Origin of the sequence: Streptomyces hainanensis (assembly GCF_004348415.1) — a bacterium.
GTDB classification, from domain to species: Bacteria; Actinomycetota; Actinomycetes; order Streptomycetales; family Streptomycetaceae; genus Streptomyces; species Streptomyces hainanensis.
The window spans coordinates 1-22,104 of record NZ_SMKI01000066.1; the positions used below are offsets into that span (position 1 = coordinate 1).

Sequence of the window (22,104 nt, forward strand, 5' to 3'; positions counted from 1 at the left end):
TAGGCAGCGTCAGATGGGTATAAGAGACAGCTCCTGGGTCGGTGGGTGCGGCGTCGCGGCACGGATCGGGCGGCCGGGGCGAGCGCCGCGGTGAGGGCCGTCGCGGCCCGTGGATTGGTCAACACGCCACCAAACAGCGGGAAACCGGCCGGGCGTTCACTCGTCTTCCCTCGCCTGGCCGGAATCCGCCGGGTCGGGGCCGTACTTCTGTCACCCGGGCGTGGCAGAATCCGAGAAGGAGTGGTTTGAACGGCAGTTGGGCGGTGAGGTCGGATGTTCCTGGCAGCTGAGACGGAAGACATCAACGAGATCATCGGCGGCATCGCCCCGGACTGGGGCCCCTTCGGGCAGGTCGGCGACCAGGCTCGGACGATGATCCAGGTGGTCATGGCGCTGGCCATCCTGATCTGCATGGCGATCGCCATCTGGGGCGCTGCCAAGCAGCGGATCGGGTCGACGGCGATGCGGGACAGTTTCAGCGCCGAGCAGGGCAAGGGACTGATCGTCGCCGGGCTCACCGGAATCTTCATCATCGGCTCGCTCGGCACGCTGTTCACGATCATCTACGGCATGGCCATCTAGCGGATGCGCGTGCGAGCTCGGGCGGCGGCCATGGTCGTGGCCGTCATGATGTGCGGGGGGTGCGCCTTCGGCCCGGCCGCCGACCGCGCGGAGCGGCTCGGCGTCGCCGAGGACCCCACGCCGCGGGCGCCCGAACCCGGCGGCGAGCCGTCGCCTGGTGATGAGCCCACCGAGCAGCCACCCGTCATCAGCGAGCCGGCGCCGCCCACCGGCACGGCGGAGATCGTCGGCACCGTGACCGAGGGCCTGCCGGAGGTCTGTTGCGCCGTCACGCTGCCGGACGGCGGGCTGCTGGTCGGCGAGGCCGGTAGCGGCACGATCCACCAGGTCGCCCCGGACGGCGCGATCACCGAGGCGGGTGCCGCACCCGGCGTCAGTGACCTCGTAGACCTCGCCCTGGCGCCCTCCGATGACGTGGGCGGCTATCTCTACATCTCCTACGACAGCCCCTCGGGCGTCCGGGTGACCCGCCTCACCTACGACCAGTCGGCCGCGCCCGGCAGTCGACTGGGCACCAGCCGCAACGTACTGCTGGAGGACCTCCCCGGCGGCGGGGTGCTGGCCTTCGGCCCGGACGGGATGCTCTACGTGGGCACGGCGGACGGCGGGCAGCCGGCGCTCGGCACGGATCCGGAGTCGCTCGGCGGCAAGATCCTGCGGATCGAGCCGGACGGCGACATCCCGGCGGACAACCCCTTCCAGGGCTCCCCGGTCTACGCGCTGGGCCACGGCGAGGTCACCGGCCTGGCCTGGGACGCCGCCGGCCGGCTCTGGGCGCTGGATGCCGCGGGGGACGCCGGCACCGAGCTGAACTCGATCGCGCCCGGGGGCGGTTACGAGGCCGGCGGGATCGCGCCCGTGCACGCCTGGCCGGCCGGCGAGGCCGCGCCGCGCGGGCTGGCGTTCAGCGCCGGCTCGCTCTGGTCACCCGACGCGGAGCGGTCCGCGCTGTGGCGGATCCCGCTGAACGGCACGGAGTTGACGGCCGACCCGGTCCCGCTGCTCGCCGACGGCGAGCTGCCCGACCCACGGGTCGTGGTCCCGGCGGTCGGCGGCCCCGGTCTCGGCGTGCTGGACGGAGCGGCCGGTACCGTGCTGCGGATCGACATCACCTGAGCCGGGGCGAGACGACCACGCCCCAGGAGGGAGCACGCACATGCCGAGGATCACCCTGGAAGAGGCCGAGAAGCTGGAGTGGATCCAGGCCCCGGTCGAGGACGGCAGCGACGAGCACTGCTTCGAGGTGGCGGCCGGCGAGGGCGACCTGATCCACATCCGCCAGACCGACGACCTCGCCAAGATCGTCACCACCACCCGCGCCAAGTGGGACGCCTTCGTCCTCGGCGTCCAGAACAACGAGTTCGACCACTTCGTGGAGGACGTCCCCCCGCCGGGCGCACCGCCGGCGGAGTGACCATCCGATCGTCGCCCCGTTGATCCGACCAGCGGAACAGGTGGTCGGAGGGTGCGATGAGTGGGGCCATGGAGCGCGATCGCGGCCTGGAGCTGTACGAACGCCCTGGGTCTGTCGGGGGTTTCACGACCGCGTACCTTGCTGGTGAGCCGATCGTGACTGCCACCCGCCGCACTTTCCACAACCGGATGGTGAACCCCCCGAACCGGACCTCACCGTCACCGACGTCGTCACCGTCACCGATGTCGTCCACGCGGACGCCTACCGACCGGTTCCGGCGCTAGCCGCGGGACCTCCGACCGGCCGGCCTCCTACACCCCCAGGCCGCGCACCGTCAGGTCGGCCAGGGTGAAGACGAACAGCGAGATCCCGACGAAGCCGTTGACCGTGAAGAAGGCGCGGTTGAGGCGGGAGAGGTCGGTCGGGCGGACCAGGGAGTGTTCGTAGGCGAAGGCGCCGGCGACCACCACGAGGCCGGTCCAGAAGAGCGGGCCGGCGTCGGTCAGGGCCGCGTAGAGGGCGAGGAGCGCCAGCGTGAGGACGTGGCAGACGCGGGCGCCGGCCAGGGCGCCGGCGATGCCGAAGCGGGCGGGGACGGAGCGGACGCCGTTCTCGCGGTCGGCCGCCACGTCCTGGCAGGCGTAGATCAGGTCGAAGCCGCCGATCCACAGGCCGACGGCCGCGCCCAGCACCACGGCCTCCCAGGACCAGGCGCCGGTGACGGCGAGCCAGCCGCCGACCGGGCCCATCGCCTGGGCGAGGCCGAGGATGGCGTGCGGGAAGTCCGTGAACCGCTTGCCGTACGGGTAGACGACCATCGGCACCACGGCGAGCGGAGCCAGGGCCAGGCAGAGTGGGTTGAGCAGCGCCGCCGAGCCGAGGAAGACGGCGAGGGCGATCAGCGCGCCCGTCCAGCCGGCCCGCACCGAGACGGCGCCGGTGACGAGTTCGCGTCGCGCGGTGCGCGGGTTGCGGGCGTCGATCTCGCGGTCGATGATCCGGTTGGCCGCCATCGCGAAGGTCCGCAGGCCGACCATGCAGACGGTGACCAGCAGCAGGGTGTCCCACTCGACGATCCCCCCGCTGCCGCTGGGAGATGCCCCCGTCGCCGGCCGGTCCACCAGCATCGCGGTGAGCGTCGCGATGTAGGCGAACGGCAGCGCGAAGACCGAGTGTTCGATCATCACGACGCGCAGGAACGCCCGCACGCCGCCCGTTCCGCCGGCGGCCGGTCGGGGAGCGACGGCCGTCACAGCCCGTACTCCTTCCAGCGGGCGGTCACGCGATCGGCGACGGCCGGGTCGGAGCGGACCATCTCGGGCCAGCCGCCGTCCCTGGTGTAGCCCTCCTCGGGCCACTTGGCGGTGGCGTCGATGCCCGCCTTGCCTCCCCAGAACTGCTGGTACGAGGCGTGGTCGAGGTGGTCGACCGGCCCTTCGGTGAGCAGCAGGTCACGGGCGTAGTCCACGTTGCCGAGCGCCCGCCAGGCGACCTCGTGCAGGTCGTGCACGTCGCAGTCGGAGTCGACCACGACGATCAGCTTGGTGAGCGACATCATGTGCGCCCCCCAGACGGCGGACATCACCTTCTGCGCGTGCTTCGGGTACTTCTTGTCGATCGAGATGATCGCGCAGTTGTGGAAGCCGCCGGCCTCCGGCAGGTGGTAGTCGACGATGTCCGGGATGATGACCTTGAGCAGCGGGAGGAAGAACCGCTCGGTGGCCCGGCCGAGTGGCCCGTCCTCGGTGGGCGGGCGGCCGACCACGATCGACTGGAAGACGGGGTCGCGGCGCATCGTGACGCACTCGACGTCGAGCGCCGGGAAGGGCTCCTGCGGCGTGTAGAAGCCGGTGTGGTCGCCGAACGGGCCCTCGGGCAGCATCCGGCCGGGCTCGAGCCAGCCCTCGACGACGACCTCGGCGCGGGCCGGCACCTGGAGCGGCACGGACACGCAGTCGACCAACTCGACGCGCTTTCCCTGGAGGTAGCCGGCGAACAGGTACTCGTCGATGTCGCCGGGCAGCGGGGCCGTCGACGCGTAGGTGACGGCGGGCGGGCAGCCGAAGGCGATGGCGACCGGCAGCCGCTCGCCGCGCCTGGCGGCGACCTGGTAGTGGTTGCGGCTGTCCTTGTGGATCTGCCAGTGCATGCCGATGGTGCGGCGGTCGTGGCGCTGGAGCCGGTAGAGGCCCAGGTTCCGCACGCCGGACTCCGGGTCCCTGGTGTGGGTGAGGCCGAGGTTGAAGAACGAGCCGCCGTCCTCGGGCCAGGTGAACAGCGCGGGCAGCGCGTCGAGGTCCACGTCGTCGCCCTTGAGGACGACCTCCTGCACCGGCGCGCTCTTCACCTTCTTCGGTGGCACGTGCGCCACCGAGGCGAGCTTGCCGAACGCCTCGCGCACGCCGACGAACCCGTGCGGCAGCTCGGGCTTGAGCAGCGCGCCGATCCGCTCGCTGATCTCCTCGTACGAGGTGAGGCCGAGCGCCTTCAGCAGGCGGCGGTCGGTGCCGAAGACGTTCATCGCCAGCGGCAGCTTCGAGCCCCTGACGTTCTCGAAGAGGAGGGCGGGCCCGCCCGCCTTGTTCACCCGGTCGGTGATCTCGCCCACCTCGAGGTGCGGATCGACCTCGGCCCTGACCCGCTTGAGGTCACCATCTCGTTCGAGAGCCTTCAACAGGCCACGGAGGTCGTCGTACGCCATGCCGCTCAGTATTGCCGACGCATTACCCTGGGCTTAGTCAGGGGCCCGCAATCCGAGGCCCGGCCCGTTCCGTCCAGGGGGACTACCATGCTGAGGGTGCTGCTGTTTCTGGTACCGCTGGCGTTGACCATCTTCGCCCTGGTGGACTGCATCAGCTCCAAGGACGAGGACATCAGGCACCTGCCGAAGATGGTCTGGATCCTGCTGATCGTGCTCGCCTGGGTCATCGGCCCCATCACCTGGATCCTCATCGGTCGCAGGCGCGGCGCCGCCGCGGCCGGCGGCCAGGGCGGCCGTGGCGGCCGCTCGGGCGGCGGCTGGGTCGCGCCCGACGACAACCCGGAGTTCCTGCGCTCGCTCAACGACGAGCAGCGGCGCGAGGAGAACGAGAAGGACCGCGAGCTCCTGGAGAACTGGGAAGAGGACCTGCGCCGCCGCGAGGACGAGCTGCGGCAGAAGGACGACGACGAGAACCCGCCGCCGTCCGGCCCCAAGGGCCCGAAGGGCCCCAAGGACCGCTGACCGCCCCGCCGGTCCGCCGGTCCGCACCACGGACAGGGCCCCCGCCGAAGCTGTTTCGGCGGGGGCCCTGTCCTTCGGGCTGTCGTCCTTCGCGCTGTCCTTCGCCGCCCGTCGCTCGGACGGGGTGGCTCACACGCCGCCGTAACCGTGCAGGCTGTCGAAGAAGATGTTGACGCCGTAGTAGTTGATCAGGAAGCAGACCAGCCCGGCGATGCACAGGTAGGCGGTCCTGCGGCCCTTCCAGCCGGCCGTGGAGCGCGCGTGCAGGTAGATGGCGTAGACGATCCAGGTGATGAACGCCCAGGTCTCCTTCGGGTCCCAGCCCCAGTAGCGGCCCCACGCGTTCTCCGCCCAGATGGCGCCGGCGACGATGGTGAAGGTCCAGAACGGGAAGACGGCCGCGTTGATCCGGTAGGAGAAGCGGTCCAGGGTGAGGGAGGACGGCAGCCGCTCCAGCACCGAGGTGGCGAACCGGCCCGGCTTCCCGCCGGCGGCCAGCTTGGCCTCGTAGCGGTCCCGGAAGAGGAAGAGGACGGCTCCCACCGCGCCGACGTACATCAGCGCGCCGCAGATGATCGCCAGCGGGACGTGGATCATCATCCAGATCGAGTCGAGCGCCGGCACCAGCTGCGTCGAGTCGTTGTAGAGCACGGTCACCGCGAGGCCGAGGTCGAGCAGCACGGTGGTGACCAGCGGCAGGCCGAGCCAGCGGACGTTCCGGCGGAAGGCCAGGAAGCCCAGGTAGCTGGCGACCAGGACCATCGAGAACGCGGTGGAGAACTCGTACATGTTGCTCCACGGCCCACGCCCCACCGCGATGGTGCGGGCGACGACGCCGCCGAGGTGCAGCAGGAACGCGAGCGTGGTGAGCGAGACCGCGATCCGCCCGAACGTGTCACCCCGCTCGTCGCCGCCGGCCGCGCCCGGGCCGTCCGGGACGGCGTCGCGCTCGGGCGTGGTGGAGCGGGTGACGATCTTCGGGCGGTCGAGGACGGAGGTCGCGCCGCCCTTCCTGACCACGACGGCCGGCCGCTGCGCCGGCACGTCGGCCGACTCGGCGGCCTCGCCCGGCTCGCCGGCCTCCGCGCCGCCGAGCGCCGAGGAGGTGCGGGCGACCCGGCTGCGGCTGCCGAAGATCCACTCGGCGGTGTAGGCGACGAACGTCAGCGCGTAGACGGCCATCGCCGTGTAGATCAGCAGGTTGCTGAAATCGGCCAGGCCCTCGTCTGCGGCGAGCGTCATGAGCGTGCTCCTTCGGCGGCGGACTCTTCAGAGGTATCAGACCCGGGGCCCGCTTCGGTGTCGGCAAGCAGCGTGGGGTCGGCGGGCAGCATGGGGGCGGCCGGCGCGAGGGCCGCGGCGAGCGAGGCCAGCTCCTCGGGGATGCGGTTGGACTCGGTGCGGCCGAGGGACGCCATCTCGACCACGGTGTGGCCGTCCCGGTGGGGGTAGGCGCGCACCCAGACGCGGCGGCGCTGGAGCAGCAGCGACGCGGCGAGGCCGGCGATGGCGGCGAGCGAGCCGCCGAGCGCCCAGCTGTTGCCGGCCCGGGTGGAGATCTGGAAGGTGGCCCAGCGCTCGAAGCCCTCGAACTCCAACGTGCCCATGCCGTTGGGCAGTTCGATGGACTCGCCGGGCCGCAGGTCGAACCGGAAGAGGTCGCCGGTGTCCTCGTCGACCATCTGCTCCATGTTGGTGGTGTCGAGCTGGTAGACGTTCTGCGGGAGGCCGGCGTCCATGCCCAGGTCGCCGTGGTAGCCGGTGAGGGTGAGGACCGGGTCGTCCGGGTCGGGGAAGGTGGAGTGCGGGCCGCGGACCTCGTCGATGTTGTAGGTGGGGCTGAAGAAGCCCTGGAAGCCGAGCTGTTCCGGCTCGCCGTCCGGGTTGGTGTAGTCGGGCACCTTGACGACGCCGACCGAGGTGAGGGCCTGGTCCTGCGGGATGAACGGGACGGGGCCGCTGAACGCGACGTCGCCCTGGCCGTCGGTGATCCGGACGACGGGCGCGAAGCCGTGGCCCAGCAGCCGCACCCGCTCGGCGCCGATGGCCAGCGGCTCGTTGACCTGGACGGTGGTGGAGTGCTCGGTGCCGTCCGACGTGCGGTAGGAGACGTCGGCGTCGAACCGGGACGGGGTGCCGAGGTCGGGCCCCGAGCGGACGAACTCGGCGTGGAACTCGTCCAGCGTGAAGCTGAAGTTCCCCAGGTCGTCGGTGTCGTAGAACGGGCCGGAGGAGAAGTCGTCGTACTGGGTGAGGTTGTTGGTGAAGTCATAGCCCTCGACCACCAGCTTGCCGCCCTCCGCGTAGTAGAGGCGGCCGGCGGCGAAGGCGATCAGCAGGACGACCAGCGAGAGGTGGAAGACGAGGTTGCCGACCTCCCGCAGATAGCCCTTCTCGGCCGCGACATGGGCCCGGCCACCCCGCTCGCCCCCGCCCTCGCGCAGGTCGGCGCGGAAGCGGCGGCGGCGCAGCTGGCGGTGCGCGGCGTCGAGGACGTCGGCCGGCTCCGCCTCGGTGCGCCAGGTGGTGTAGGCCGGCATCCGGTCCAGGTGGCGGGGGGCGCGCGGCGGGCGGCCGCGCAGCTGGCCGACGAACTGCCAGCTGCGCGGGATGATGCAGCCGACCAGGGAGACGAACAGCAGCAGGTAGATCGCCGAGAACCAGACGGAGGAGTAGACGTCGAAGAGCTGGAGCCGGTCGTAGAAGGACGACAGGCCCGGGTTGCGCTCCTTGAACCCCTCGACGGTCACGGCGCTGGCGTTGTTCTGCGGGATCATCGAGCCCGGGATGGCGGCCAGCGCCAGCAGGAAGAGCAGGATCAGGGCGACCCGCATGGACGTCAGCTGCCGCCAGAACCACCTGGCCCAGCCGAGCAGTTCACGCCCGAGCCAGGCGAGGTGGCCGCGCGCCCCCGGCTCGCGGGGGCCGCCGAACGAACCGGTGGCGGCGGTGGTGGTCTCCGGCTCCTCGACGGGCGCGGTGGAGAGCCCGCCGGTGGCGGCGGCCTCGTCGGCGCTCTGGTCGTCGGCGCTCTGGTCGGCGGCTGTCTCGTCGGCGGCTGTCTGGTCGGCCATGTCGTCAGATCCAAATCTGGAAGTCGGCGGCCCAGACCTGCATCTCGTAGACGATGCGGTCCCAGGTACCGGTGAACAGCAGCACGCCGGTGGTGATCAGCATGGCCCCGCCGAGCCGCATCACCCAGGCGTAGTGGCGCTTGACCCAGCCGAAGGCGCCGAGCGCCCGCCGGAAGGCGAGCGCGGCGGCGATGAACGGCAGGCCGAGGCCGACGCAGTACGCGACCATCAGCAGCGCGCCGCGCCCCGCGGTCGCCTCGCTGAACGCCAGCGCCTGCACGGCGGCCAGCGTCGGGCCGATGCAGGGCACCCAGCCGACGCCGAAGACGAAGCCGAGCACGGGGGCGCCGGCGAGGCCGACGACGGGCCGGTGGTGGAGGCGGAACTCGCGCTGGGTCAGCCGCGGCATGAAGCCGAGGAAGATCAGCCCGAACACCACGATCAGCACCCCGAAGACCTTGTTCACGGTCTCCCGGTGGTTGATCAGGTTGGCCCCGAAGCTGCCGAAGAGGGCACCGCCGGAGACGAAGACGATCGTGAAGCCGAGGACGAAGAGGACGGCGCCGAGGAACATCCGGCCGCGCCTGGCCTCCTTGAGGTCGGCCCCGCCGACCCCGGTGACGTAGGAGAGGTAGCCGGGCACCAGCGGCAGCACGCAGGGCGAGAAGAACGACACCAGGCCGCCGAGCACCGCCACCGGCAGGGCCAGCAGCAGCGCGCCGCTCAGTACCGTCTCGTTGGGGTTCATGTGCGGGTCACTCGGCTCACTCGTCGGCTCACTCGTCGACTCACTCTTCGGCGATCACGGGTTCCAGCGCGGCGAGCAGATCCTCCTCGGTGAGCGGCAGCAGCGCCCGGGCCGCGATCCGGCCCTCCCGGTCGATGATCAGCGTGCTGGGGATGGCCTGGGGGTTGAGCGTGCCGTTGGGGAACGCGCCGACCAGCCGGCCGTTGGGGTCGTAGAAGCTGGGGAACTCGACCTCGTAGCGGCGCTCGAAGGCCAGCGCGTTGTCCCTGCTGAGGTCCCGGGTGTTGAGGCCGACGAACCGGACGCCCTGGTCGGCGGTGGCCTCGGCGGCGGACACCAGGTGCGGTGCCTCGGCGCGGCAGGGCGGGCACCAGGAGCCCCAGACGTTGAGCACCACGACGTCGCCGCGGTAGTCGGAGAGGCTGATCTCCTCGCCGCCCAGGGTCTCGCCCGAGAGGTCGGGCGCCTCGACCCGCTCGGCGACCGCGACCTGGGTGATCTCGCCGGTGCCCTCGACGTAGTTGGTGCCGTCACCCGTGGCGCCGTCGTCCCCGCCGCCGCTGCAGGCGCCGAGGAGCAGTACCCCGGTCAGCGCGACCACGACGCCTCTGGCGACCCTGCCGAAAGCCCGGATCTGGATCATGTGAAAAGTTTCCCATGCGCCTTTTGACGATCTTGCGCGCCCCCCACCTAGGAGGAACGCCCAGGTCAGGCCCCGAAGCCGGGCGCCTGGTCCTTCGTCGGCCTGGCCCCGGCCCGCAGGTGCTCGGGAACCAGGTCGATGGCCGGCTCGGTGTAGGTGACGGCGACGATCTCGTCGCCCCGGTAGGTGAAGCTGGTCAGCGACGCCAGCGTGCACTGCCGGTTGCGCGGGTCGTGCCACAGCCGGCGGCGCTCGACGTAGCTGCGCAGGATCCAGATCGGCAGCTGGTGGCTGACGACGACCGCCTCGTGGCCCCGGGCCGCGTCGCGCGCCGCGTCGACGGCGCCCTTCATCCGCACCACCTGCTCCACGTACGGCTCGCCCCAGGAGGGGCGGAAGGGGTTGCGCAGGTGGCGCCAGTTGCCCGGGCGGCGGAGCGCGCCGTCGCCGACGCCGAAGGAGCGCCCCTCGAAGACGTTGGCCGCCTCGATCAGCCGGCCGTCGGTGGCCAGGTCGAGGCCGCGCGCCTTGGCGATCGGGGTGGCGGTCTCCTGGGCGCGCTCCAGCGGCGAGGCGACGACGTGGGTGACGTCGTTGCCCGCGAGGTGCGCGGCGACCCGCTCCGCCATCTCGCGGCCGAGGGCCGAGAGGTGGTAGCCGGGCAGCCGCCCGTAGAGCACTCCGGTGGGGTTCTCCACCTCGCCGTGCCGCATCACATGAACGACGGTCCGCTCGCTGCTTTCCTTCATCGCTGTCCCACAGTTCCTCTGTCTGCTATGCGGTTGTTTCGGGGTCCTCGGTCGCCTGGGTCGCCTCGGCCGCGGCGCGGGCGGCCGCCGGCAGGGCGGCGGCGATCCGCTCCAGGGCGCGCTCGTCGTGGGCGGTGGAGACGAACCACGCCTCGAACGCGGACGGCGGCAGGTAGACGCCGCGCTCCAACATGGCGTGGAAGAAGGCGGTGTAGCGGAAGGTGTCCTGGGCCTTGGCGCCGGCGAAGTCGGTCACCTCGTCGGCCGTGAAGAACACCGAGAACATGTTGCCGGCCGCCGAGATTGTGTGGGCCACGCCCTCCTTGGCGAGCGCCAGGCTGGCCAGGCCGCGCAGTTCGGCCGAGGTGGCGTCGAGTGCGGCGTAGGCCGCGTCGTCGAGGAGCCGGAGCTGGGCGAGGCCGGCGGCGGTCGCCACCGGGTTCCCGGAGAGGGTGCCCGCCTGGTAGACGGGGCCGGCGGGGGCGAGCCGGTCCATCACGTCGGCCCGGCCGCCGAAGGCCGCGGCCGGGAAGCCGCCGCCCATCACCTTGCCGAAGGTGATCAGGTCGGGGACCACGCCCTCCAGGCCGAACCAGCCGGCGGCGCTCAACCGGAAGCCGGTCATGACCTCGTCGGAGATCAGCAGCGCGCCGTGCGCCGCGCACAGGTCCTTCAGGCCCTGGTTGAAGCCGGCCTTCGGCGGCACCACGCCCATGTTGCCCGGCACGGCCTCGGTGATCACGCAGGCGATCTCGCCCGGGTGCGCCGCGAACGCGGCCCGCACGGCGGCCAGGTCGTTGTAGGGCAGGACCACGGTCTCGCCGGCCTGGGCGCCGGTGACGCCCGGGGTGTCGGGCAGGCCGAAGGTGGCGACTCCGGAGCCGGCGGAGGCCAACAGCGCGTCCACGTGGCCGTGGTAGCAGCCGGCGAACTTGATCACCTTGGCGCGGCCGGTGAAGCCGCGGGCCAGCCGGATCGCGGACATGGTGGCCTCGGTGCCGGAGGAGACCAGCCGCACCCGCTCGACGGGCGCCACCCGGGCCACGATCTCCTCGGCCAACTCGACCTCGCCCGGGGTCGGGGTGCCGAAGGAGGTGCCGCGCTCGACGGCGGCACGCACCGCGTCGAGCACGCCGGGGTGCGAGTGGCCGAGAATCATCGGCCCCCAGGAGCAGACGAGGTCCACGTACTCCCGGCCGTCCGCGTCCGTCAGGTAGGCGCCCGACCCGGACACCATGAACCTGGGCGTGCCGCCGACGGCGCCGAAGGCGCGCACGGGCGAGTTCACGCCGCCGGGGGTCACCTCGGCGGCACGAGCGAACAACGTCTGGGAGACTGGCGCCACCGATTGCGCGGAATCCGCTGAATAGGATGAGGTCACGCGATCCATGGTGTACATGGTGACAGAGCCCCTTACAGCTCGGTGTCGGGGCGTTTCGCCGGCGCCTGACGGGGGAGGTCTCTGAAACGATGATCGGGTTGCGCGGCGGGGGTCGCGAATAGTCAGGTGGTGACATGCAACGCGGTGGCGAAGTGGGCGAGGGAACCGGGGACCCGGGGCCGGAGGCCGCGGGGCCGCGTGCGCGCGCCCGTCGAGGGCGTCACCGTCGCAAACTGGAGGGCGGGGCCGGCGCCGAGTTCGACTTCGGCGACCGGGGCAGCCGGATGGCCGTAACGTACAAGTACTTCGGCGCCCCCGACGGCGCCACGGCGGCCCGCGTGCCGCTCTCGATGCGGCCCGAGGAGCTCGGCGGGGACGAGCTGGGTCAGGGCATGTTCACCAGCATCAAGCCGGAGACGATGGCCGCCATGGTCCTCACCGGCATCGAGGGCATACCCCTGCACCGCGTGCCGCCGCTCGAGCTGGTGGTGCTCCACCCCGACTACGCGGTCGTGAAATTGCCCACAACCGCGGTGGACCCGCTGCGCGGCATCGGCGACGAGACGGTCGGCGCGGCCGCGTTCATCTGGTCCACCGTGCCGGACCGCAGCGGGCCGAGCGACGCGTTCGGCGTCTACCAGCTCCTCAACGAGTGGCAGGACTTCTCCCGCCGGCTGCACGAGGCGGGCCACCAGCCCTACTGCCTGGTCTGGCCGTAGGCACCGTCTTCCGGGTCTTCGCCGGTCTTCGCACACCACCCCTCACCTGGCCCCTCCCGCCATCCATGAGGTAGACATGACCCCCCGTCGGTCGACGACCGGGCCGGGCTCTGTGGACGAGGGAGGGCGACCCGGTGCAGCGCGCCGCGACTATCCGCACCGCGACGATCAGGCGTGCCATCGCCGCCGCACTGGCGGCCGTGGCCATCGGCGGTCTCGCGTCCTGCCAGGCCGGCCTCGGCGGCACCGACGACGGGGCGAACGCCGGCGCGGCCGCCGGGGCCACCGGGTCCCAGCAGCCCCAGCCGGGCCGGTTCTCGGTGCTTCCCGAGCCCTGCGCCTCGGTGCCCGTCGAGACCCTGCGCGAACTGCTCCCCGACGCCGACGAGGAGTCGTACGAGGGGCAGCCGCAGGCCACCTTCGACACCGGCCGGCGGGTCGGCTGCGTCTGGCACCACGCGATCGCGAACGAGTCGCGCCGGCTCGCCGTGGACTTCGAGCGCATCGTCTCCTACGACCCGGGCGTCAGCGACGACGACCAGGCCGAGCTCGACTTCGAGGGTCGGGCCGACGCCTTCGGCATCTCCGTGACCAGCCCGTCGGCCCCCACAGACCCCCTCGGAGCCCGGCTGCTCGATGGCATTGGTCACGTCGCGTTCATCGACGAGGAGCTGACCAGCGACAACGCCCAGGAGCAACACGACGTACAGGTGGCATTTCGGACCGCGAACGTTATCGTCACCGTGAACTACACCGTGTCGACCACCGGCACCGGCGGCGCGCCCGACAGCGCGCAGCTCCAGCAGCGGGCCCAGACCGTGGCCCAGCGGCTCGCCGGTGGTTTCGACGGCTGAGCGCGTTTCGGGCGCGCCACGGGCGCCTCGGCGTACCGTGTGCTCGCAACGGCTCGGCCGAGACAACTGGAGCGAAGTAACCATGGACCGTACCGCCTCCCGATCCGCCTCGCGCCTCGCTGTTCGCGTGGTGGCCCTGGCCGCACTGCCGGTGCTGGTGGTCACCGGTTGTTCCTCGTCGTCCGACTCCTCCGACGACGCGTCGCAGGACAACGAGCCGCAGAGCGTCGCCCCCACCCCCGAGCCGGTGCGGTTCGAGGCCCTGCCCGAACCGTGCGGGACGATCGCCGAGGACACCATCGGGAACGTGGTGCCCGAGGCCGACCCGGGCAACGGCGAGACGCTCAGCTCCTCCGACACCAACACGTCGGCCGCCTGCCTGTGGAGCGGCCTCGACGACTTCCAGTTCCGCTCGCTGACCGTGGCGCTGCGCCGCTTCGACTCCGACCTGTCGCTGGGCAGCGGCGACGAGCGCGCCACCGCGTACGTCCAGCAGATGGTGGACGAGATCGCCGGCGACGACGCCAACCGGGACGTCGAGTCCGCGGAGCTGGCCGAGACGGGCGACGCCGCCACGTCGATCGGCTACTCCGTCACCAAGGTCGGTGGCGAGGACGACGAGAGCGAGCAGGACTACCGCCAGCAGCGGGTCGTCTCCCGCGTCGGCAACGTCGTCCTGACCCTGGACTACTCGGGCGCCGGCTTCGAGGGCGACGACATGCCGTCCGCAGACACCGTCCGGGAGGCCGCCGAGACCGCGGCCCGCGAGGCCGTCGGCAACGTGAACGCGACGGAGGACGCCCCGGCCGAGGAGGAGGGCCAGGAGTCCGAGGGCGACGCCTGACCGGGAACCCGGCCGTGGGCGCGGTCACCACCGCGCGAACTTCGAACCCCTGATCGAGCACGCGACTTGACGCGTGTGCGAGTCTGTCCCCTGACCTTGTCATGACCGGGGAGGGCTCTCGCGTGGCCGCCATCAAGCTGACACGCCCGCACCGCATACTGGTCGGCGTCATCCTGGCCGGTGCCCTGCTCATCGCGGCGATCGGCTTCGTCGGCTCCTACACGGCGGTGCGCGAGCTGGCCGAGGAGAAGGGCTTCGGCGCCTTCTCCCCCTTCTTCCCGATCGGCGTCGACGCGGGCATCGTCGTCCTGCTCGCCCTCGACCTGCTGCTGACCTGGCTGCGGATCCCCTTCCCGCTGCTGCGGCAGACCGCCTGGCTGCTGACGGCCGCCACGATCGCCTTCAACGCCGCCTCCGCGTGGGGCGACCCCCTCGCGGTCGGCATGCACGGCATCATCCCGGTGCTCTTCATCATCACGATCGAGGCCGCGCGCCACGCGATCGGCCGGGTGGCCGACATCACCGCCGACAAGCACATGGAGGGGGTGCGGATGTGGCGCTGGCTCCTCTCCCCCGTCCCCACCTTCCGGCTGTGGCGCCGCATGAAGCTGTGGGAGCTGCGCTCCTACGAGCAGGTCATCGCCATGGAGCGCGACCGCCTCGTCTACCAGGCGCGACTGCGCGCCGACTACGGCCGCGCGTGGCGCCGCCGGGCGCCGGTCGAGGCGCTGATGCCGCTGAAGCTGGCCAGGTACGGGGTCCCGCTCGAACAGTCGACCGCGGCCAGGCCCGGCGGTCGGGGCGGTGAGGTGACGGCCCGGCCCACGCCGGCCCTGGCGGGCGGCGCGCGCGACGCCGACGGTCGGGAGCCGGCCCCGGCCGCCTCGGGCGCCGGTGGGATGACGGCCCTGGGCCCCGCCGATGCCACCGGCGCCGTCAACGGCGCCCTGCCGGGCCCGGCGGGCCTGGCGGGCCAGAACGGCCGCCCGGTGAACGCCGTTGCCGGCTACGGCGGTTGGGCCACCCAGGCGGGCCAGAACGGCCACCCGACGCACCCGGCCGCCGCCAACGGCGCCCGAGCCGGCGCGGTCGACCCCGACGCCGGTCCCGGCGCCCCGGCCCCCGGCGACGCCGGCCCGACGCCGGTCGTGGCGAACACCGCGTCCTTCGAGGCGCCCCTGCCGGGCAACGCCCCAACCGCCGAAGGCGGTTGGCCGCCGGCCACGGTCGGCCCGACCGCCCCGGCCACCGCCGAGGGGCCCGGCGGAACGCCGGCGGGCAACCCGGCCACCGCCAACGGCGGTTGGGCGGGCCAGGCGGGGGCCGCCGCCTACGACGGGCAGCCGGCCGGCGGGCAGCCGGCCGACGCGTTCGTCGAGGAGGAGCCCTGGTGGGCCGCCAACCAGCCGGCCGAGTTCGACGACGCGCAGCAGCCCCAACTGACCGTTCCGGTCGGCCCGGGACGCAGCCGGCCGCTCGGCGGCAACTCCGCGCCCGACGGGTCCGAAGGGTCCGACGGGTCCGAGGAGCCCGACGACCCGGCCCGCAGCGAGATCTTCTACGCCGCCTACCGGCAGTACGTGAAGGAGCAGGGTGACTTCCCCAACGCCCGTCAGCTCTCCCGGTACCTGCACGAGGAGCACGGCATCACCGACGCGGACGGCACGCTGCTGAGCGAGCAGTACCTGCGCGAGTTCACCCGCACCCGCGGGTTCAAGGAGCGCTGCAAGGCGGAGATAGGCACCGGCGGCTGACGCCCGTCACGACCCGTCCGGCAGCCGGATCACCGCCGTGCCGCCGGTCAGGTCGACCCGGGAGCGGGACGGCGCGGCGTCGCCCTCCTCGTCCCGCAGCAGCGCCATCGTCTCCCGCTGCGCCAACTCGTGGTCCTTCCCCGGCAGCAGGCTGGCGTGCAGCATCTCGAACCCGGTCGCGGAGACGCGGCCGCGCGACCTGCCCAGCCTGACCAGCACGAAGCGGTCGACGAAGGCCAGCGCGATCAGCCCGATGACCAGCCCGGGCAGCGTCATGAAGAGCACGAACTCCACGGTGCCTCCTCCCACTTCACCTTCACCGCCAGTATCCACCACCTGGCAAGCGGCGACGGCCGTTCACACTAGTGCAAAACACTGTTGCTTCTAGGGCAGAATCGGGTTAGCTTCACGGTCATGCCCGCCACGACGCCGCGCCCCACCGTCCTCACCGGCAAGCACGTCCGCCTGGAGCCGCTGGCCCCCGGCCACCTGGACGACCTCGTCGCGGCCGGCGGCTGCGCCGAGGAGGTCTGGCGCTGGGTGCCGAGGCCGGCCCCGCGCACCCGCGAGGAACTCGGCCGGACGCTCGCCGACCTGCTGGCGGAGGGCGAGCGCGGCAAGCAGGTGCCGTTCGCCGTCGTCCACGGGACCGACGGCCGGGCGATCGGCTGGAGCACGTTCATGGACATCGACGTGGCCAACGAACGGCTGGAGATCGGCTACACCTGGTACGGCCCGGCCTACTGGCGCACCGCCGTCAACACCGAGACCAAACTGCTGCTGCTCGGCCACGCCTTCGACGAACTCGGCATGGGCCGCGTGCAGTTGAAGACCGACCACCGCAACGAGCGGTCACAGGCCGCCATCGAGCGGCTCGGCGCGCGCCGCGAGGGCGTGCTGCGCCGCCACGTCCGCCGCGCGGACGGGACGTGGCGGGACACCGTGTACTTCTCGCTGCTGGCCACGGAGTGGCCCGCGGCCCGGGCCGCGCTCGTCGCGCGCCTCGACGCCGGCCGGTAAGCCCGACCGGCGTCGAGGCGCGCGGGCGCCGTCACGCCCACGCGGCCGCTAGCCGCCCAGCAGCGCCCGTACCCGGTCGGCGCCGACGGCGAGCAGCAGCGTGGGCAGCCGCGGCCCGGTGTCGTGACCGACGAGCAGTCGGTACACCAGCACGAAGAACTCCCGCTGCGCCACCTTCAGTTCGGGCGTCGGCCTGGCGTCGGCCGCGAGCCCGGCCTGGATCTTCGGCACGCCGTAGACCAGCGTCGTGAGCCCGTCGAGCGACCAGTGGTCGGCAAGCCCGTCCCGCAGCAGCCGCAGCGACTCGCGCCGCCGCTCGTCGAGCGAGCCGAGCAGCTCGGCGTCCGGCTCGACGCGCACCCGGGTGCGGGCCTCCTCCGGCATCTGGGTGGCCACCCAGCGGGCCGCCTTGTCGAGCCGCGGCCGGGTCTCGTCCAGCGAGCTGACCGGGTGTTCGGGGTCGAGCTCGGCGAGGATGCGCAGGGTCTGCTCGTCCTCGCCGGTGGTGATGTCGACCACCGAGGTCAGCGTCCGGTACGGGAGGGCGCGCGGGGTCGCCGGCAGTTCGCCGGACGCCGTGCCGGTGGCGCGCAGGTACGCGGCGGCGTCGGCCGCCTGGGCCGTGCCGGCGGCGACCTTGCGGGCCAGCGCGTCCCACTCGTCGTAGGTGCGCAGGATCTCCGCGTCGAAGGCGATCTTGAAGGACTGGTTGGGCTTGCGCCGCGCGTACAGCCAGCGCAGCACCGGGGCCTCCATGATCTCCAGCGCGTCGGCCGCGATCGGCACCCCGCCGCGCGAGCTGGACATCTTCGCCATGCCGCTGATGCCGACGAAGGCGTACATCGGGCCGATCGGCTGGACGCCGTCGAAGATCTCCCTCACCAGCTGCCCGCCGACCACCCACGAGGAGCCCGGCGAGTGGTGGTCGACGCCCGAGGGTTCGAAGATCACGCCCTCGTAGGCCCAGCGCATCGGCCAGTCGACCTTCCAGACCAGCTTGCCGTGGTCGTGCTTGGCCAGCTCCACGGTCTCCTGGTGGCCGCAGTCGCAGGTGTAGGTCAGCTCGGTGGTCTCGTCGTCGTACGAGGTCACCGTGGTGGTGTCGCGCTCGCACACCGCACAGTACGGCTTGTACGGGTAGTAGTCGTCGCTGCCGGTGCCGGCGCCGTCGTCCTCGGTGGCGGCGCCCGAGCCCTGTTCGACGGCCTCGACGTCGGCCTCGGCCTCCGCCTGCTTGGTGCGGTAGCGGCCGAGGACGGCGTCGATCCGGCGGCGCTCGCGCATCGCGAAGAGGATCTGCTCGCGGTAGGTGCCGGCGGTGTACTGCTCGGTCTGGGAGATCGCCCGCACCTCGATGCCGAGTTCGGCCATCGCGGCGAGCAGCGGGGCCTTGAAGTGCTCGGCCCAGCTGGCGTACGGGCTGCCGGGCGGCGGCGGCACGGAGGTCAGCGGCTTGCCGATGTGCTCGTTCCACGACGCGTCGACGCCGACGCCGGCCGGGACCTTGCGGAAGCGGTCGTAGTCGTCGAACGACAGGAGGTGCACGCAGTCCACACCGCGCCGCCTGACCTCGTCGGCGACGAGGTGCGGCACCATGATCTCCCGGAGGTTGCCCAGGTGGACGGGGCCCGAGGGGCTGATCCCGGAGGCACAGACGACCGGTTTGCCCGGGGCACGGCGCTCCGCCTCGGCGATGACGTCGTCCGCGAGTCGGGAGACCCAGTCGGCGGTCTCCTGGGTGGTCTGTGCCACGGCTGAGCACTTCCTCTGATCTGGAGTGTGGATCGGTGTCGGCCCCATTCTTCCACTCGGCCGCGGCCCTTGATTCCTTCGGAAAACGGGTGGTGCCCCCGTGAAATACTGGTCCGCATGAGCCCGGTCCCTTCCCTTGCCGAAGCCGTACGGCAGCGCGTCTCCGACGCCCTCGCCGCCGTCCTCCCGGAGGCCGCCGGCGCGGACCCGCTGCTGCGACGCAGCGACCGGGCCGACCTCCAGGCCAACGGGATGCTGGCGCTGGCCAAGCGGCTCAAGGGCAATCCGCGCGAGCTGGCCGGCCGGGTGGTCGGCGAGGTCGCGACGGAGGGGCTGATCGGCGACATCGAGGTGTCGGGCCCCGGCTTCCTCAACATCACGCTGACCGACGAGGCGATCCTCCGCACCCTGATGGCGCGGGCCGGCGACGAGCGGCTGGGGGTGCCGGTCGCGGAGCGGCCCGGAACGGTCGTGATCGACTACTCGCAGCCGAACGTGGCGAAGGAGATGCACGTCGGCCACCTGCGGTCCACGGTGATCGGGGACGCGTTGACGCGGATCCTGGAGTTCCGCGGCGAGAAGGTCGTCCGGCGGAACCACGTGGGCGACTGGGGCACCCAGTTCGGCATGCTCACCCAGTATCTGATCGAGCACCCCCACGAGTTGGACCACCAGGGGAGCGAGGAGAGCGGCGGCGCCGCCATGTCGCGGCTGAACCGGCTCTACCGGGACTCGCGGGCGGTCTTCGACTCCGACCCGGAGTTCAAGGAGCGGGCCCGGCGCCGGGTGGTGGAGCTCCAGGCCGGCGACGCCGAGACGATGGCGCTGTGGCAGCGGATCGTCGACGAGTCGAAGATCTACTTCAACGCGATCTACCAGCGGCTCGACGTGCTGCTCACCGACGACGACCTGGTCGGCGAGTCGGCGTACAACGACGATCTCGAGGCGATGGCACGGGAGTTGGAGGACTCCGGGGTCGGGGTGCGGTCGGACGGCGCGCTGTGCGTGTTCTTCGACGACGTCAAGGGCCCGGACGACCAGCCGGTGCCGCTGATCGTGCGCAAGGCGGACGGCGGCTTCGGCTACGCGGCCACCGACCTGGCGGCGATCAGGAACCGGGTGGGCGCGCTGCACGCGGACACCCTGCTCTACGTGGTGGACGCCCGGCAGGCGCTGCACTTCCGGATGGTCTTCGAGACGGCGCGGCGGGCCGGCTGGCTGCCGGAGGGCGTGGCGCACCACCTGCCGTTCGGCACGGTGCTCGGCAAGGACGGCAAGCCGTTCAAGACCCGGTCGGGCGAGACGGTGCGGCTGATGGACCTGCTGGACGAGGCGGTCGAGCGGGCGAGCGAGGTGGTGGCGTCGAAGGCGCCCGACCTGTCGGCCGCCGAGGTCGCGGAGCGCGCCACGGACGTGGGCATCGGTGCCGTCAAGTACGCGGACCTGTCGACCTCCAGGGCCCGGGACTACGTCTTCGACCTGGACCGGATGGTCTCGCTCAACGGCGACACGAGCGTCTATCTCCAGTACGCCTACGCCCGTATCCAGTCGATCCTGCGCAAGGCGGCCGAGCGGGACGCCGCGGCGGCCCCGCACCCGGAGCTGCCGCTGGCGCCGGCCGAGCGGGCGCTCGGCCTCCAGCTGGACGGGTTCGGGGAGACGCTGGCGTCCGTGGCCGAGACCTACGAGCCGCACAAGCTGGCGGCGTATCTCTACGGTCTCGCCTCGCACTTCACCACGTTCTACGACCAGTGCCCGGTGCTCGCCGCGCCGGAGCCGGCGATGGTGGCCAACCGTCTTTTCCTGTGCGAGCTGACGGCGCGCACGCTGCGGGAGGGGATGGCGCTGCTCGGCATCCACACCCCCGAGCGACTGTGACCGGTCGTTTTCCCCGCATGTCCTGATGTCACGCCGCCCTCGGGCGGCGTGACATTCTCATGACAAACAGATGTCGGCCAGGGACGCCCCCTTGCCGGATTCCTCTGCATCGGCAAATCTTTCGGGCTGACGGGCGTGACGTTTCCCACGGGATGTCATGGCCACGCCACGTGACGCCCTTCGCACCCCACACCGGCGCACCACCAATGAGGAGGAGACCCCTCGATGGCGCGTAACACCCCCACCCGCACCAGCCGGCGCACCCTCGTCCTGGCCACCACCGCGGCCATGGCACTCGGCCTCGGCGCGATGCTCCCCGCCACCGCCCAGGCCGCGCCCAGCGCCCCCAGCCTGGCCGAGGTACGGGAGCTGATACCCAACGCCCAGGCCGCGGGCACCGTCACGGACAGCTACATCGTCCAGCTGCGGGACAACGTCGTGCAGGCCGAGTCGGCCGGCGGCGAGCGGATCGCCGAGTCCCACGGCGCGGAGATCGTCGACGAGTTCCCCGAGACGCTCAACGGCTACGCGGTCGAGGCCACCCTGGAGGAGGCCCTCGAACTCGCCGCCGACCCCGCGGTGGCCACCATCACCCAGAACCAGCGGGTCAGCGTCGCCGCCACCCAGCCCAACCCGCCGTCCTGGGGCCTCGACCGGATCGACCAGCCCGATCTGCCGCTGAACCAGTCGTACACCTACCCGGACCACGGCGGGCAGGGCGTCACCGCGTACGTCCTCGACACCGGTGTGCGCACCACGCACACCACCTTCGGCGGCCGCGCCTCGTTCGGCTACGACTACTTCAACCAGGGCGGCGCCGACGGCCACGGCCACGGCACCCACGTCGCCGGCACCATCGCGGGCGCGACCTACGGCGTCGCCAAGGCCGCCCGCATCGTCAACGTCCGCGTGCTGAACAACTCGGGCGGCGGCACCACCGCCTCGGTGGTCGGCGGCATCGAGTGGGTCACCGCCAACCACAGCGGGCCCTCCGTCGCCAACATGAGCCTCGGCGGCGGCGTCGACACCACCCTGGACGCGGCGGTCCGCGCCTCCATCGCCTCCGGCGTGACCTACGCCGTCGCGGCCGGCAACAACTCGGGCGCCAACGCCAGCAACTACTCGCCGGCGCGGGTGAGCGAGGCCATCACGGTGGCGTCCAGCCAGAGCAACGACGCGCGGTCCAGCTTCAGCAACATCGGCGCCGTCGTGGACATCTACGCCCCCGGCACCGGCATCACGTCGTCCTGGGGCACCAGCGACACCGCCAGCAGCACCATCTCCGGCACCTCGATGGCGACCCCGCACGTCGCCGGTGCCGCCGCGCTCTACCTCGCCACCAACCCGTCGGCCACCCCGGCCCAGGTCCGCAACGCCCTGGTCGCGGCCGGCGAGCCGAACACCGTCACCAACGCGGGCACCAGCACCACGACCACCCTGCTCCAGGTCGGCTGACGCCCACCCCACCC

At 72.1% G+C, this 22,104-nt stretch carries 21 protein-coding genes; 11 read left to right on the forward strand and 10 right to left on the reverse strand.

Annotated elements, in window-relative coordinates; all coding sequences use genetic code 11:
• Window positions 1-273: 273 nt before the first annotated feature.
• Genes E1283_RS08635 through E1283_RS08645 form a run of 3 tightly spaced genes read left to right on the forward strand, consistent with a single transcriptional unit; the run spans window position 274 to window position 1,996 of the window.
• Entirely contained in the window at window positions 274-582 is a 309-nt protein-coding gene (locus E1283_RS08635) for a hypothetical protein (protein WP_132817330.1), read from the forward strand.
• A 3-nt stretch (window positions 583-585) separates the two neighbouring features.
• Entirely contained in the window at window positions 586-1,698 is a 1,113-nt protein-coding gene (locus tag E1283_RS08640; RefSeq protein WP_132817331.1) for a PQQ-dependent sugar dehydrogenase, read from the forward strand.
• Window positions 1,699-1,738: 40 nt separating this feature from the next.
• On the forward strand, window positions 1,739-1,996 hold the full coding sequence (locus E1283_RS08645; protein ID WP_132817332.1) for a DUF397 domain-containing protein: 258 nt from the start codon (window positions 1,739-1,741) through the stop codon (window positions 1,994-1,996).
• Between the two features lie 311 nt (window positions 1,997-2,307).
• On the opposite strand, the gene mqnP is transcribed toward E1283_RS08645, so the two are convergent.
• Together mqnP and E1283_RS08655 are read right to left on the reverse strand one after the other, a co-directional pair.
• Window positions 2,308-3,249 carry a menaquinone biosynthesis prenyltransferase MqnP gene (gene mqnP / locus E1283_RS08650; RefSeq protein ID WP_243744696.1) on the reverse strand — a complete coding sequence of 314 codons (942 nt, stop codon included), beginning with the start codon at window positions 3,247-3,249 and terminating at the stop codon, window positions 2,308-2,310.
• The gene (locus tag E1283_RS08655) at window positions 3,246-4,697 is read right to left on the reverse strand and encodes a menaquinone biosynthesis decarboxylase (protein ID WP_132817333.1); all 1,452 of its coding nucleotides are present in this window, start codon (window positions 4,695-4,697) and stop codon (window positions 3,246-3,248) included. Before E1283_RS08655 ends, mqnP begins: the two co-directional genes overlap by 4 nt.
• A gap of 87 nt (window positions 4,698-4,784) precedes the next feature.
• On the opposite strand from E1283_RS08655, the gene E1283_RS08660 reads away from it, so the two are divergent.
• Entirely contained in the window at window positions 4,785-5,219 is a 435-nt protein-coding gene (locus E1283_RS08660; RefSeq protein ID WP_132817334.1) for a PLD nuclease N-terminal domain-containing protein, read from the forward strand.
• 129 nt (window positions 5,220-5,348) lie between these two features.
• Here E1283_RS08660 and ccsB read toward each other — a convergent pair whose 3' ends face one another.
• The 6 genes from ccsB to hemL all read right to left on the reverse strand — a co-directional run bounded on the left by ccsB (window position 5,349) and on the right by hemL (window position 11,823).
• Window positions 5,349-6,461: a c-type cytochrome biogenesis protein CcsB gene (gene ccsB, locus E1283_RS08665; protein ID WP_132817335.1), complete on the reverse strand. Its 1,113-nt coding sequence runs from the start codon at window positions 6,459-6,461 to the stop codon at window positions 5,349-5,351.
• Window positions 6,458-8,293 (reverse strand): cytochrome c biogenesis protein ResB, encoded by a 1,836-nt coding sequence (gene resB, locus E1283_RS08670; protein WP_132817336.1) that lies wholly within the window; start codon window positions 8,291-8,293, stop codon window positions 6,458-6,460. Before resB ends, ccsB begins: the two co-directional genes overlap by 4 nt.
• A gap of 4 nt (window positions 8,294-8,297) precedes the next feature.
• The gene (locus E1283_RS08675) at window positions 8,298-9,041 is read right to left on the reverse strand and encodes a cytochrome c biogenesis CcdA family protein (RefSeq protein ID WP_132817337.1); all 744 of its coding nucleotides are present in this window, start codon (window positions 9,039-9,041) and stop codon (window positions 8,298-8,300) included.
• A gap of 40 nt (window positions 9,042-9,081) precedes the next feature.
• Window positions 9,082-9,684: a TlpA family protein disulfide reductase gene (locus tag E1283_RS08680; RefSeq protein ID WP_132817338.1), complete on the reverse strand. Its 603-nt coding sequence runs from the start codon at window positions 9,682-9,684 to the stop codon at window positions 9,082-9,084.
• A gap of 65 nt (window positions 9,685-9,749) precedes the next feature.
• Entirely contained in the window at window positions 9,750-10,433 is a 684-nt protein-coding gene (locus E1283_RS08685) for a histidine phosphatase family protein (RefSeq protein ID WP_132817339.1), read from the reverse strand.
• Window positions 10,434-10,458: 25 nt separating this feature from the next.
• Window positions 10,459-11,823, reverse strand: a complete 1,365-nt coding sequence (hemL, locus tag E1283_RS08690; RefSeq protein ID WP_132817340.1) for a glutamate-1-semialdehyde 2,1-aminomutase — start codon at window positions 11,821-11,823, stop codon at window positions 10,459-10,461.
• Between the two features lie 125 nt (window positions 11,824-11,948).
• On the opposite strand from hemL, the gene E1283_RS08695 reads away from it, so the two are divergent.
• From E1283_RS08695 to E1283_RS08710, 4 genes are all read left to right on the forward strand, one after another.
• Window positions 11,949-12,533, forward strand: a complete 585-nt coding sequence (locus E1283_RS08695) for a hypothetical protein (protein WP_243744697.1) — start codon at window positions 11,949-11,951, stop codon at window positions 12,531-12,533.
• A gap of 134 nt (window positions 12,534-12,667) precedes the next feature.
• Entirely contained in the window at window positions 12,668-13,387 is a 720-nt protein-coding gene (locus tag E1283_RS08700) for a hypothetical protein (RefSeq protein ID WP_132817342.1), read from the forward strand.
• Between the two features lie 82 nt (window positions 13,388-13,469).
• Entirely contained in the window at window positions 13,470-14,231 is a 762-nt protein-coding gene (locus tag E1283_RS08705; RefSeq protein ID WP_132817343.1) for a DUF3558 domain-containing protein, read from the forward strand.
• A 101-nt stretch (window positions 14,232-14,332) separates the two neighbouring features.
• The gene (locus E1283_RS08710; protein ID WP_481906689.1) at window positions 14,333-15,985 is read left to right on the forward strand and encodes a DUF2637 domain-containing protein; all 1,653 of its coding nucleotides are present in this window, start codon (window positions 14,333-14,335) and stop codon (window positions 15,983-15,985) included.
• A gap of 6 nt (window positions 15,986-15,991) precedes the next feature.
• Here the strand turns inward: E1283_RS08710 and E1283_RS39415 are convergent, their stop codons facing one another.
• Window positions 15,992-16,279: a DUF6191 domain-containing protein gene (locus E1283_RS39415; RefSeq protein ID WP_132817345.1), complete on the reverse strand. Its 288-nt coding sequence runs from the start codon at window positions 16,277-16,279 to the stop codon at window positions 15,992-15,994.
• Window positions 16,280-16,399: 120 nt separating this feature from the next.
• Here E1283_RS39415 and E1283_RS08720 point away from each other — a divergent pair, with 120 nt between their 5' ends.
• The gene (locus E1283_RS08720) at window positions 16,400-17,005 is read left to right on the forward strand and encodes a GNAT family N-acetyltransferase (protein WP_132817346.1); all 606 of its coding nucleotides are present in this window, start codon (window positions 16,400-16,402) and stop codon (window positions 17,003-17,005) included.
• A 48-nt stretch (window positions 17,006-17,053) separates the two neighbouring features.
• Here the strand turns inward: E1283_RS08720 and lysS are convergent, their stop codons facing one another.
• Window positions 17,054-18,757: a lysine--tRNA ligase gene (gene lysS, locus E1283_RS08725; RefSeq protein WP_132817347.1), complete on the reverse strand. Its 1,704-nt coding sequence runs from the start codon at window positions 18,755-18,757 to the stop codon at window positions 17,054-17,056.
• A 117-nt stretch (window positions 18,758-18,874) separates the two neighbouring features.
• On the opposite strand from lysS, the gene argS reads away from it, so the two are divergent.
• Window positions 18,875-20,635 carry an arginine--tRNA ligase gene (gene argS, locus E1283_RS08730; protein WP_132817348.1) on the forward strand — a complete coding sequence of 587 codons (1,761 nt, stop codon included), beginning with the start codon at window positions 18,875-18,877 and terminating at the stop codon, window positions 20,633-20,635.
• A gap of 225 nt (window positions 20,636-20,860) precedes the next feature.
• Window positions 20,861-22,090, forward strand: a complete 1,230-nt coding sequence (locus E1283_RS08735) for a S8 family peptidase (protein WP_132817349.1) — start codon at window positions 20,861-20,863, stop codon at window positions 22,088-22,090.
• Window positions 22,091-22,104: the final 14 nt, after the last annotated feature.